At 49.6% G+C, this 13,076-nt stretch carries 9 protein-coding genes; 3 read left to right on the forward strand and 6 right to left on the reverse strand.

Annotation, left to right across the window (positions count from 1 at the left end; genetic code table 11):
• Positions 1–505 precede the first annotated feature (505 nt).
• From ppk1 to R6242_RS02155, 3 genes are all read left to right on the forward strand, one after another.
• Complete coding sequence (ppk1, locus tag R6242_RS02145; protein WP_374759881.1) at positions 506–2,584, forward strand: polyphosphate kinase 1; 2,079 nt, start codon at positions 506–508, stop codon at positions 2,582–2,584.
• A gap of 242 nt (positions 2,585–2,826) precedes the next feature.
• Positions 2,827–3,285 (forward strand): SixA phosphatase family protein, encoded by a 459-nt coding sequence (locus R6242_RS02150; protein ID WP_293936773.1) that lies wholly within the window; start codon positions 2,827–2,829, stop codon positions 3,283–3,285.
• A gap of 244 nt (positions 3,286–3,529) precedes the next feature.
• Positions 3,530–3,694, forward strand: coding sequence for a hypothetical protein (locus R6242_RS02155; protein WP_293936771.1), 165 nt, complete (start codon positions 3,530–3,532; stop codon positions 3,692–3,694).
• 48 nt (positions 3,695–3,742) lie between these two features.
• Here R6242_RS02155 and R6242_RS02160 read toward each other — a convergent pair whose 3' ends face one another.
• The 6 genes from R6242_RS02160 to polA form a co-directional block, all read right to left on the reverse strand.
• Complete coding sequence (locus R6242_RS02160; protein ID WP_318423263.1) at positions 3,743–4,948, reverse strand: heme biosynthesis HemY N-terminal domain-containing protein; 1,206 nt, start codon at positions 4,946–4,948, stop codon at positions 3,743–3,745.
• Positions 4,949–5,003: 55 nt separating this feature from the next.
• Positions 5,004–6,044, reverse strand: coding sequence for a uroporphyrinogen-III C-methyltransferase (locus R6242_RS02165; protein WP_318423265.1), 1,041 nt, complete (start codon positions 6,042–6,044; stop codon positions 5,004–5,006).
• Positions 6,045–6,058: 14 nt separating this feature from the next.
• On the reverse strand, positions 6,059–6,820 hold the full coding sequence (locus tag R6242_RS02170; protein WP_318423267.1) for a uroporphyrinogen-III synthase: 762 nt from the start codon (positions 6,818–6,820) through the stop codon (positions 6,059–6,061).
• Between the two features lie 119 nt (positions 6,821–6,939).
• Positions 6,940–7,872: a hydroxymethylbilane synthase gene (gene hemC, locus R6242_RS02175; RefSeq protein WP_318423435.1), complete on the reverse strand. Its 933-nt coding sequence runs from the start codon at positions 7,870–7,872 to the stop codon at positions 6,940–6,942.
• An 81-nt stretch (positions 7,873–7,953) separates the two neighbouring features.
• On the reverse strand, positions 7,954–9,831 hold the full coding sequence (locus tag R6242_RS02180) for a hypothetical protein (protein ID WP_318423268.1): 1,878 nt from the start codon (positions 9,829–9,831) through the stop codon (positions 7,954–7,956).
• Positions 9,832–10,167: 336 nt separating this feature from the next.
• Positions 10,168–12,921 (reverse strand): DNA polymerase I, encoded by a 2,754-nt coding sequence (polA, locus tag R6242_RS02185; RefSeq protein WP_318423270.1) that lies wholly within the window; start codon positions 12,919–12,921, stop codon positions 10,168–10,170.
• Positions 12,922–13,076: the final 155 nt, after the last annotated feature.

Here is a 13,076-nt window from a genome sequence, read left to right on the forward strand (position 1 = left end):
GTTTTATTATCACGACGTGTAGATTTTTATGTGTATAACTATTTGATTTTAAATAAAATTTATTAAAATAAATGCACCTGATTATGTCTCTTTCTCAAACAAAGCCATGTACTACATATTAGGGCAATATGCTGTAGGGGCGCTGCTTGCTGCGCCCTCGCTGAACAGGGCGCAGCAAGCAGCGCCCCTACGAGTTAATTCGTGCGTTTAGGTTTTTATGGGCTGTGTGTTTTTTGATTTTGCTATGTAATATCAGTTAGGTAGCGTGTGTAGGGCGGGTGAAACGCAATCTCGTTAATATATGGATGGGAAAGGCGGTTTGGTTGGCCTGCGCGATTGCATGGCGTGGGCAAAAAACGTGCTTACCTTATTAAATGCTTAAATTGGCAGAATTGGCGTGAAATTTGCAATTGAATTTTTAGCTTAAAATTGGTTCGAAACCTTATCCATTCTAGGGTTTTATTTATTCCTGACAGCGTGTAACGCTATACCAAAGCGAAGAAAGATGAGTTACAAACCTACAGACAATCAGTTAATGCTCAATCGTGAAATGGGGTTGTTGGAGTTCAATCGCCGAGTATTGGCTCAGGCGGAGGACGCTAGCAATCCTTTGTTGGAACGTCTGAAGTTTTTGTGCATTGTTTCATCTAATTTGGATGAGTTTTTTGAAGTGCGGGTAGCGTGGCTTAAAGAAAACATCTGCCATAACCCAACGCGTTTACTACCCGAAGGGATGACACCGCTGCAGGCGTTTGAGCTGGTGACGCGGGAAGCACATGATTTAGTGGATCGCCAATATAGCTTGCTGCTAGAGGTATTGTTCCCTGCTATGGCTAAAGAAGGGATTCATTTTTTCCGTCGCAGTGTGTGGACAGACGAGCAGCGGGAGTGGGTGCGTGATTTCTTTTTCCGTGAGCTGATGCCAATTCTGACGCCGATTGGGCTTGATCCTTCGCATCCTTTCCCACGAGTACTCAATAAATCCCTTAATTTTATTGTTGAGCTAGAAGGCAACGATGCGTTTGGTCGCAGCTCGGGGATTGCCATTGTGCAAGCACCACGTATTTTGCCGCGCTTTGTAAAAATGCCGGACGAGATTTCTGGTGTAGAAAATGGCTTTGTTTTCTTATCGTCCATTTTGCATGCGCACGTGGATGAGCTGTTTTCTGGTATGCAGGTGCTAGGTTGTTATCAATTCCGCGTGACGCGTGATTCTGATGTATCGGTGGATGATGATGATCTAAAAGACTTACGTGCGGCGCTAAAAGGCGAGTTGTCGCAACGCTCTTATGGCGATGCCGTGCGTTTAGAGCTGGCGGATAATTGCCCTAAGCATTTACAAGCTTTCTTGCGTGATCAGTTTGGTTTAAAAGATGCTGATTTATACCGCGTAAACGGGCCTGTAAATTTAGTGCGCTTGATGCAAGTGCCGGATCAGGTTGATCGACCGGATCTGAAGTTTGAACCATTTATGCCAGGCATTCCTATTGAGCTACGCAAACAGCCAGATATGTTTGCCGCGATTCGCCAAGGCGATATTTTATTGCATCACCCCTACCAAAGTTTTACCCCCGTGATTGATTTGCTGCAGCAGGCGGCAAGAGATCCACAGGTGGTGGCGATCAAGATGACGGTTTACCGTACCGGCACTGAATCATCCTTGATGGAGGCCTTAAGCGAGGCGGCAGGGCGCGGTAAAGAGGTGACGGCAGTGGTTGAGCTGATGGCGCGCTTTGATGAAGAAGCCAATATCAACTGGGCTGCCAAGCTAGAGCTGGCGGGTGTGCACGTGGTGTATGGCGTATATGGCTATAAAACCCACGCCAAGATGTTGTTAATTGTGCGCCGTGAGGAAGGGCGCTTAAACCGCTATGCCCACGTTGGCACGGGTAATTACCACCCGCGTACCACTAAGCTTTACACCGATTTTGGCTTGATGACGACGAATGAAGAAATCGTTAGCGATGTGAATGACGTGTTTATGCAGCTTACCGGCCTTGGCTTGGCTGGCGATCATCATCAGCTGTGGCAAGCGCCGTTTACTTTGCAGCCGAATATTTTAAAGTATATCGATAAAGAAATTGCCCACGCCAAGGAAGGGCGTAAGGCGGTGATTATCGCCAAAATGAATGCGCTATTAGAACCAACAGTGATCGATAAGCTGTATCAGGCATCGCAAGCGGGGGTAACAATTCACCTGATCGTGCGCGGGGTGTGTGCGCTGCGCCCAGGTATTCCTGGGGTGTCGGACAATATTCGGGTTCGATCGATTATTGGGCGTTTATTAGAGCATCACCGCGTGTTTTATTTTTATAACGATGGCGCTGAGGATGTGTACTTATCCTCTGCCGATTGGATGGGGCGCAATTTATTCCGCCGTATTGAGATTGCCTTCCCAATCTTAAATCCAAAAGTAAAACGCCGTGTGATTCGTGAAAGCCTGCGCCCTTGCTTAGTGGATAACACCCAAGCTTGGGAAATGCTGTCGGATGGCCGCTATCGCCGCAAGACGGCGCGTGGGGGTAAGTTGCGCTCTTCACAAGCAACCCTATTGGCAGAATTAGCGGCTAAGCCACGTAATTAAGTGGTTGGGATATGGCAAAGTGCTGTGTTTTTTTAGAGGGGAACCCCAGTCCTATTAACTTAAGCCAAGCGAGTAGGGCGGGTGCAACCTTTGATCGATGCTGAAAAAAACGTGGGTTGTACCCGTCCTACAGGGCGCAGCAAGCAGCGCCGCTACATTTTGTTTCAGGGGTGTGAGTCTAGGCCAGTGATGTTTGTGGGGCTGGCCAGTCCTGTTTATTCCATCGTATAAAGGCGTAGTTTGTGGATTTAATTTTGTGGCGGCATGCCGAAGCGGAGGAGGGCGAAAACGATTTACTTCGTCCGCTAACGGCTAAAGGGCGCAAGCAAGCCGAAAAAATGGCGGCTTGGTTGAATAAACGCTTAGATGGTGCTGCGCTCACGGTGATCGCTAGTGAAGCGTTGCGGAGTCAGGAAACCGCTAGGGCATTAAGTAAGCAATTTAATATTGATGCAAGGCTTAATCCTGGCGCACGCGCCGCTGCTTATTTAGAAGTGAGTAATTGGCCGCGTGAAACGGGTAAGGTTTTGGTTTTGGTTGGCCACCAAAATGAGCTTGGACATGTGGCGGCGGTGCTTATGGCTGGCAAAGAATTAGATTGGAATGTGCGTCGTGGCGGCTGTTGGTGGCTACAAAGGCGGGTGAGAGTTGGGCAAATAAGCTACTTATTGCGGGCGGTGATGTCCCCTGATTTGTTGTAAGTATTTTCTAGTGATTTTGATTTGGCTAAGGGCAGACTAAGGGCTTTTGCTTGATTTTATGGCAGTTTAGGTTCTTTCTTACTATGTAAATTGGAATAAGTAAGAAATTGTTTATCTATATGTGTTTTGTGTTACTGTCATGGACAGCTAATAGCTTGCTTTAAGTCAATTAATGGGTAGTTATTCCAATGTATTGTGTTAACATCCAGTAATATGCTATTGCAACTTACTCGGGGGCATTAAAATGCTAATTCATACGCAAGTCCGTAAACCCGTTGTTCCTGTTCGTGATGCTTCAGCTCTACCTAATTTCTTTGAGCGCAATAAGAGTGCCTCGCCCTTTGCGTGGATTACTTTATCTGATGAAGCTAAACGGTCTGCTCCACCGAAAAAACAAACGGTGAAATAAGCAAAACGGCTGCAAGATGCAGCCGTTTTTTGTTGGGGCGAGTCTTAGCTACAGTAAGCTAGCCTGCGGTAGGGCCAAGGCCAAGCTGGCACGGTAATGTTTGCTAGCCGCATCATTTTTATCCAGCGAATCTAATAATTCCGCCAATTCTGCATGGGCAACCGCCGTAGGATGTACAGCAATGCTGGCTTCTAGATAGGTTTGCGCCTTGCCCCATAGTGCGCTTGCACGGCACAGCCTACCCAGAGTCAATAGTAGCAAATGATCTTTAGGGTGCTGCTTCAGCCATAATTCAGCTTGTTGTAGCTGAGAGATCAAAGCCTCCCCCGTTAAGCCAAGTGAGCCATAGCGCCCCGCTAAAGTACTCGACCACTCATTACGTAGCGTTTCTTCGATCAAGCTACGGGCAAAGGCAGGCTCGCCTTGCTGCTTATGGCTATCGACTACGGCTTCTAACAGCTGTGGCAGGGTTTTATCGCCACTTGGCAGCTTATGCCACCAGTCTTGCAATTGCTGGCTGGATAAAGGCTGCTGCTTAAGTTTTAGCAAATAAGCTTGATTACGGATGCGTCTTGCTTGCTCTGCATCTACGGCTTCGCTTTTAGCCAGCTGCTCTACCAAGCGTAAAATAGCGTCAGGATTTTCTTCACGCAAGCGTAAACGCAGCTCTAATTGCAAAGCGGCGGTGAGCTTGGGTGAGATTTGCCTTGCCGCAGCTAGGGCATTACCTGCGTCGCTATAGCGGCGCTCATCCAGATAAAGCTCCGCTGCCATCATGGCTGCAGATAAGTGTTGATTGCCAAAACGCTGTTGAAGTTTTTCTAGGTATTGATCGCGGCGGGCAAAATCACGCATTTGATGCGCAGCCCGCGTGGCCAACAGTGCATTCACGGCGAAGGCATCGTTGTTCTCGCTATTATTGAGCGCCTCTCCAGCCAGCCGTTCAGCGCGTTGGTAGCGGCCTTCAAAAAAGGCTAAGCGCGCTTCACGCTCTAGTTGAATGGAGGCGTCTCTTTGCTGACGTTCACGGTATTGCTTAACTCGTTGTGGCAAGCCGCCAAATTCAGCCACTAGCTTTAGTAATAAATACAGCAGGGTAATGGTTGCTAAGGTCAGCATGGCGAATACATTTAGCGATATTTCAATACGCCAAGGCGGTAAAAACAGCAGTACATAGCCGGTATTGAGCTGGGCAAATAGGGTCAGGCCAACTGCCAGCGCAAATAGGGCGATGATCCAAAATAGGATTCTCATCGGGTAGCCTTTGGTGTAGCCGTAAAAGTGAGCGTTAAGCGAATGCGGCAAAGGATCATTGCTTCGCCCTTTCTGCAATCGTGCGTGCGCTGCGTACGGCGGCCAAGCTAGTGCCAAGCTCAGGTAAGGTAATCACTAAATCTTGCGATCCCAGTTGTTTAAGCGTGGCAATAGAGGTGGCGGTTTGTGGTGATTTTTGATCGAAATATTGCTCTAAATAACGTAACGCGGCGGCAAGATCGCTGCGGTAGCTGGTTTCGTCTTTTAGCATCAGCGTGGTGCGGGCGTCTAATAATCTGAGCTTAATGTTTTCGCGCAGGAAAAAACCTTGCTCTGGGGATAGCAACATGGCTTCTGGTTTATCCATCCGGCGAATTTGAATCAGCTGTTTAAGCTGGTGCCAAAGATCATCAGAAAAACGCCCAAATGCGCTGCTGCTAGCAGATTCCTTGGCTTGGGGTGGGGCCTGGCGATAGCTATCAATGGCTAAAGGTAAGTCATCTAGGCCTGAGATCAGGCTATCGAGCTTGGCGCTAATACCAATCGTATCCACATAAGGGAGTGCTTTCAGCGTATCAATGTCGCGGGTAATACTTTGGCGTAGGCTGATCAGTTCTGGGCGATTGAGCTGAGTGAGTTTTTGATCGATATTGGCCAGAGCCAGCAGGGCACCATTGATATTGCCGCCCAATTGCAGTTGTTGGCTGGCAAAGCCTAAGATTTGTTCTATTTCAGAGAGAGCACGGTGTGTTTCGTTATGCGTCAGCGCCTCATACATATTATTGAGGGCTTGCTGCTGATTCAGCGATTCAGCTTGCTTGGCTTCAAGTAGAGCCAGTTTGCCAACAAACTGCTGCTGTAACTTAGTATTTTCGGTGAGTTGCTGCGTCAGTTGGCTGGTACTGGTTTTATTGCCGGCCAGCTGGCGGCTTACATCAAGCTTGAGCTGCTCCATTGCCTGCTGTTGGTACAGCCATACGCTGCCAGCGGCAATTAAGGCGGCAGCACTGAGCACAATGGCCGTTTGAGGAATAAAACGACGACTGGGAGTTTGCAGCGCCGCAGAGAGTGATTCTTGAGAAGTATCCTGAGTCATCTTAGTCTTGTTTCCTAGCGGGGAAGGGTGAAGTGCTGATGTAGGCCACGCAAAATACCGCTATCCCCCGCATCTGTTAGTTCTATTTGTTTGGCACCTAAAGCGATCAGTGACTCTGCAATGCGCGGATGAGGCACGAAATATATGCGTGATTGTAACGCTTGCAGCGCACCATCTCCAGCGAGCTGAAATAAGTGTTGCGCCGCTTCTGAGCTAGAAATGACGATGCCATCGCAGCCTGTGGCTAATTCGGCATTTAAGCGTGCTAGATCAAAGCGAGGCGGTTGTCTTTGGTAGGCGCTGATCACAGTGAGCCGTGCTCCCCGCTCTTGTAAGGCATTGGGTAATAGTTCACGCCCACCATTGCCGCGAAATATAACTACTTTTTTATTTTGTAAGCTTTGCATGGCGGGCTCAAGTAATAAGCCCTCACTATCAAATTGACTGCTTGGGCAGATAATTTGTTCCATGCCTAGTTCTTTAGCCCGGCGTTCGCTACCTGGACCAACTACGGCAACGGGTAAATCTTTTGGCCACTGCGGTAATTGCGAAACTACCGCATCCAGCGCCGACGGGCTAACAAAGATTGCTAGATCAAATTGCGCTAAGTTGGCTAATGCCGCCGCTAGCGGTGCTGGATCGGCGGCGGGGGCAATTTCCAGTAGTGGCATTGCTACCGCCTCTGCACCAGCCTCAATGAGTAGGTTGATTAAGCCGGCAGCTTGCTGACTGGGGCGCGTTACCCACAGGCGCAGACCTTGAAGAGTTTGGCTCATCGTGATGCCCTAAGAAATGTAGCGTGGACAAATAGCCAGCCCTATATGCATCAATTTAGTCGATGCCATGCAAGATAAATCGCTTGAGGCGGGTAAGCACCCAACTCAGCAAAGCATTACTAAGCTGCAGCGGCTAAGTTTTTCAAAATCTCGGTTGCGCCTTCGGTGCAGAGCAATTCAGCCACTTGTAAACCTAGGCCATTGGCGGCGGCAAGTGAGCCGTTGGCTTCGGCGTACACAATATCGCTGCCATCTGGGTTGGCAATAAAGGCGCGCAGGCGCAAAAATCCATCATCTTCTTCTGCAAAAGCACCCAGTGGAATCTGGCAAGATCCACCTAAGCGGCGTGATAGGGCGCGCTCTGCCGTGACACAGGCTGCAGTGATGGTATGGTTGAGTGGTGCTAAGAGCGCTTTTAAGTCTTCTCTATCATCACGAATCTCAATACCGAGCGCGCCTTGGCCTGGTGATGGCAGGCTATCGCTCGGGGAAATGGCGCTTTTGATTCGCTCGCCCAATCCAAGCCGAATTAAGCCGGATGCAGCTAGGATAATAGCGTCGTATTCACCCGCATCTAATTTGCCTAAGCGCGTACCTACATTGCCACGTAAGGGCTTGATCATCAGGTGTGGGAAACGAGCACGCAGCTGTGATTCACGGCGCAGACTAGAAGTGCCAACGATGGCCCCAGCAGGGAGCTGATCTAGGGATGGGTATTTATTTGAAACAAAGGCATCGCGGGGGTCTTCACGCTCGCCAATGGCGGCCAATGCAAAGCCAGCTGGCAAGAGCATGGGTACGTCTTTCATGGAATGCACGGCCAGATCGGCACGGCCTTCTTCAATCGCGGTTTCTAGCTCTTTAACAAATAAGCCCTTGCCGCCAATTTTATTCAAAGTGACGTCTAAAATCCGGTCGCCTTGGGTGGTCATTCCTAGTAATTCAACCGTCAGCTCTGGATAGAGCGTCTCAAGCTTCGCCTTGATATGGTTAGCCTGCCAGAGTGCGAGCGGGCTTTCACGAGTTGCAATAACGAGGCGAGTAGGCAGTATCACTTGCGATTCCTTGAGTTTTTCATACAAGGGCGCATTCTATCATTAGCCGCCTGTGGGCTGTCTGCTGGAGTTTGACGCTTATTTTTTATGCGGCTCAAAAAAAGACAGTGGCGGTTGCAGCTCGATATCGAGCTCCACTAAATCAATCTCTTCAAAAACCTCCTCAGCATCGTTAGCTGCTGTAGAAGCTTCGATGATTTCTTCTTCGGCAACAATTAAAGAAAGATCAAGCGGGCTGTTTTCCTCTATTGCTGGCGGTGCAAACTCAAGTGGTGGCAAATCTAGCGAGATAATTTGCAAGGGTGAATTTTCTGAGCTGGATGTGTTGTGCTCGTTGTTTTCTGCTGGGGCGGTTAAAAACTCCATCAACATGGCGTCTTGTGGCCGCTGCGACTCAATTTCTACAGGGATTTCTTCTGGCTCAGCCAGTTTGGCAGGCAGAGTGATATCTAAGGGCTGCTCAATTTCTATAGGCGTTGGAATCAGCGGCAGAGGAGCAGTCGATGGCTCTTCTTCAGCATGTGGCACGACCTCTTCAGGCACGCTATATAGCGGGTTTTCAGGATCGAGTCGGTAGCCAATATTACGAACCAAGGCCCAGTCTTCCGCATCATTACTGAGATCATGGAAGCGTCTGGCAAGTTGTGCGTATTCGGTTTTCATACCTTGTTGGCGCAAAACACGGAATAGCAGTAGCCAAGGTTCTGTTTCAGCTTCGTTTTCATCAATGGTGATATACAGCAGCTCAATAGCTTGGTCTGTTTCACCTTGGGCAACCAATAACTGCGCGCGCTCTAGCGTGGCGCTGCCATCTTCCTCTTGAACTTCAATCCCGCCATAAAACAGTTGGCTATGCCTGAAAATAGAGTGTTCCTCTTTTGGATCAGCTGGGCTGGGTTTGATATTGCTGCGGTGTAGGCTAGAAATGCTGCTATCGGAATCGGCCTCCCAAGCATTTTGTTTTTGCTTACGGCGTAGCCAGATCCAGCCGCCTGCAACGGCCGCTAAGAGGGCGAGTGCTAAGGTAATCCACCAGTTGCTGCTAGCTGCTTCGACGGGGTGCCTTTGAATGACGGTTGGGGCAGGAAGCGGGGTACTGATGGTGCTGGGTTTAGGTGTGGCAACTTCTTCTGCATGATCAATATTTAAGCTGGCTTCAGGCGCGCTAATAATACTGCTGGCCGCTCTTTGGCCCCCAGCCAATGTTTGTAGGGTGAGCATCGATTTTTGCAGGCGTATCATTTCTGATTGCAGCTGCTCTTGCAGGCTCTGCATCATCGCAATTTTAGTTTGTAAATCTTCAGGGCTAAGTACGGCAGGCGCTACGTTTTTGCTACTTAATTCGCTCTCAATCCGTAACTGGCCACCCGTAGAGGGTAGAGGGGGTAATGCGTGGGTAGCATCTAGCGATTTAGGCGCTTTGGTGGCCGTTGTGCTTGGCTCGGTATTGAGCTTTGGAGCGGGTTTGGCTCTAGCTGTGCGTGGGTGCTTTGCTGCGACTGTGGCTATCGCTTTGTTTGGATGCGTTTCTTCTGCAATGCTCGGGAGATTGACTGGCGCAGGGTCTAAAAAGACGGTGTAACTACGCTGTAGTTGCTGTCCTTTGCATTCCATCTTGAGGCTAAAGCTGGCTACTGGCTCAAATAGAGATTCGGCCGCTTGAATTAAAATTCGTCCGCTGCGCCCACTACTTTGCAGGCGTAGCGAGGCTGGGCCTAGCCCTGGTAAATCATTATTTGCAGCAATAACACTTAGCTTGCTGCAGTCTTCTGCCAAGCCATCTTCAGGGGAAAGTTGGTAGGTGACAAAGCCTTTAAAACGCTGGCCAACCGATGATTGAATCGTCAACTCCCCAAGCGTAAGGGCCGCCGCAGGTTGCTCAATAATTAGCAATAGCGCCGCGCATAGCAATTGCCAGCTTATATTTTGCTTGAAATGGGAATGGATTATTGTCATTGATTTATATGTGCCGTTTAGTACCGTGTAATTTGATGCTTTAGCTGGACTTTAGACTATTTACTATGGGCTGACAAAGTGAGCATTGTTATTGATAGCAATTTAGCTGCTTTTGTCATCCCCCTCTCTTCCGATTACCTAATTATGGCCTCTTGCTCAATCTCATTATAAATAGCGTAGGGCGGGTGAAACCCGCGCATTTATTCAGCATGGCTCGCTGGTTTCACCCGCCCTACCCATTCAAAAACCAAACCTAATACTCAAGAAATCCATCTACACAGAGTCCATTGAGCAAGAGGCATACTCGTCCGATTGAGGAAAAGAGGGCAAATAGATTTAGTGAGCTTCTTCCCAATTCATGCCTACGCCTACTTCGGCCAGCAAGGGTACGGTCAGTTCTGCCGCTTGCGCCATTCTAATCGGCAATTGCTCACGCATCATTGCCACTTCAGCGTCTGGCACTTCCAGTACCAGCTCATCGTGTACCTGCATAATTAATCTGCTTTGCAGGCCTTCGGCCTTAATCCAGTCCGCTACATTAATCATCGCCAGCTTGATTAAATCGGCCGCCGTGCCCTGCATTGGGGCGTTAATTGCGGCGCGTTCTGCTCCGGCGCGGCGGGCCGCATTGGATGATTTGATTTCTGGTAGCCATAGGCGGCGGCCAAACACGGTTTCTACATAGCCGTGCTCTTTGGCGCTGGCGCGGATGTTTTCCATATACATGGCCACGCCTTGGAAACGGGCAAAGTAGCGATCGATAAAGTTTTTTGCGGCGTCGCGCGGGATTTCGAGTTGCGCGGCTAGGCCAAATACGCCCATGCCATAAATCAGACCAAAGTTAATGCTTTTGGCGTAGCGGCGTTGCTCGCTACTGACTTGATCGAGCGCTACGCCAAACACTTCGGCGGCGGTGGTGCGGTGAATATCTTCCCCAGAGGTAAACGCAGCAATCATCGCCTCATCGCTGGATAAATGCGCCATGATGCGTAGCTCAATTTGCGAGTAATCGGCAGACATTATTTGCCAGCCTTTAGGCGCAATAAAGGCTTCACGAATCTTGCGGCCTTCTAGGCTTTTAACCGGAATGTTCTGCAGATTAGGTTCGGTAGAGCTTAAGCGCCCAGTTACGGCGACGGTTTGGTTGTAGCTAGTGTGAACGCGGCCAGTGCGCGGGTTCACCATCAGCGGCAGTTTGTCGGTGTAAGTGGATTTAAGCTTGGAAAGCGAGCGATGTTCAAGCAATACCTTGGGCAGTGGAAAATCCTTAGCCAGCTCCTGCAAGACTTCTTCGTCAGTAGAGGGCGCGCCCTTAGGGGTTTTTTTAATGACGGGCAGCTTGAGCTGTTCAAAGAAAATCTCGCCAATCTGCTTAGGGCTGGATAGATTAAAGGGTTGCCCTGCCAAATCGTAAGCGCTTTGCTCAAGTGCCAGTAAGCGCAGGCCAATTTCGTGGCTTTGCTGATTGAGCTTCTGGCTATCGAGCAGCACGCCGGTGCGCTCCATTTCAAACAGCACCGCACGCGATGGCATTTCGATATCGCGGTAAACCGTGGCCAGCCCACCAGTCAGCCGTGGCAGCATGGCGTGGGCCAGTTGCAAGGTGATGTCGGCGTCCTCGGCGGCGTAAGTGCTGGCAATCTCTACGGCTACTTCGTCAAAGCCAATTTGCTTAGCCCCTTTGCCGCAGAGTTCTTCATATTTAATGGTGGCAACGCCCAGCTCGCGCTCGGCTAGCGCATCCATATTGTGTTTCTCAAAGCTGGCCAGTACATAAGACATCAGCATGGTGTCGTCAGAAACGCCAGCCAGTGCAATGCCGTGGTTGGCAAAAATATGCTGATCAAATTTTAAATTCTGGCCAAGCTTTTTGTGATCTGCGGATTCTAACCAAGGTTTTAGCTTAGCTAGCGTGGCATCTAGCGGCAGTTGCTCAACTGCATCTGGCCCACGGTGAGCAAGGGGCAAATACGCAGCAAGGCCCGCTTTAATGCAAAAAGACATACCAACAATTTGTGAATTTAGCGCGTCAAGGCCGGTGGTTTCAGTATCTAGCGAAACCACTTCGGCGGCCATCAGTTGTACCAGCCATTCATCTAACTGCTCTTGGCTGAGGATGGTTTGGTAGTGGCGCTCAACAGGGGCTGGCTCGCTCATGTTTTCCGCTGCTGCGGCAGGCTTGGCTGGAGCGCTGAATAAATCAGCGCTGGAAGGGGCCGCTGCGGCGCTGATCTTGCTTTCTGCCTCGCGGATCCAAGTTTTGAAGTTGGCTTTGCGAAAAATGCCCAGCAGCGTGTCCCAGTCTTCTGCCTGTGGTGTTAGATCGGTAAATTGCTGCGGTAGCTCGCGGCTTAAATCCAGATCACATTTGATGGTGACCAGCTGTTTAGCCATCGGCAGCCATTCCAGCGTATTACGCAGGTTGTCGCCGACTACGCCTTTGATGGCGTCGGCATTGGCAACGATGGCATCCAGCGTTTGGTATTCACTTAGCCATTTTTGTGCAGTTTTGGGGCCACATTTGGGCACACCGGGTACGTTATCTACGGTGTCGCCAATCAGTGCCAGATAGTCGACAATTTGCTCAGGGCGCACGCCAAATTTATTAATCACGCCTTCGATATCTAACACTTCTTCGGTCATCGAGTTTTCAATTCGCACGTATTGATTAACCAGCTGCGCCATATCTTTATCGCCGGTAGACATGATGGTAGTAATACCGTGCTCTGTACCCCAGCTTGCTAGCGTGCCAATCACATCGTCAGCTTCTACGCCGTTAACCATCAGAATCTTAATGCCAAAGGCTTTCACTGCGGCATGAATCGGCTCGATTTGCACCCGCAATTCATCAGGCATAGATGGGCGTTGCGCCTTGTATTCGGCGTATAAATCGTCGCGAAAGGTTTTACCCTTGGCATCAAACACGCAGGCTATATAATCGGCAGGAGTTTGCTGACGTAGCTTTTTTAGCATATTCACAAAGCCATAGAGGGCATTAGTGGGTGTGCCATCGGGAGCCGCCAAATCGCGGATCGCATGGAAGGCTCGGTAGAGGTAGGAAGAGCCGTCAATTAAAAGCAGGGTCGCCATGCGATGAAACTCTCTATACTAAGTGTAAGAAAAACGAAAACACTGGGGGGCTTACCCCTTTCCAGTGTTCGGGTTGATATTAGAATGCTTTGAATCCAGCGTATTATAAGGCTTAAGCCGCTGTGTTTATATGTCAGCTTTGTACGGATGTATCC

The sequence above is a fragment of the Iodobacter sp. CM08 genome (assembly GCF_033446605.1).
Lineage (GTDB): Bacteria > Pseudomonadota > Gammaproteobacteria > Burkholderiales > Chitinibacteraceae > Iodobacter.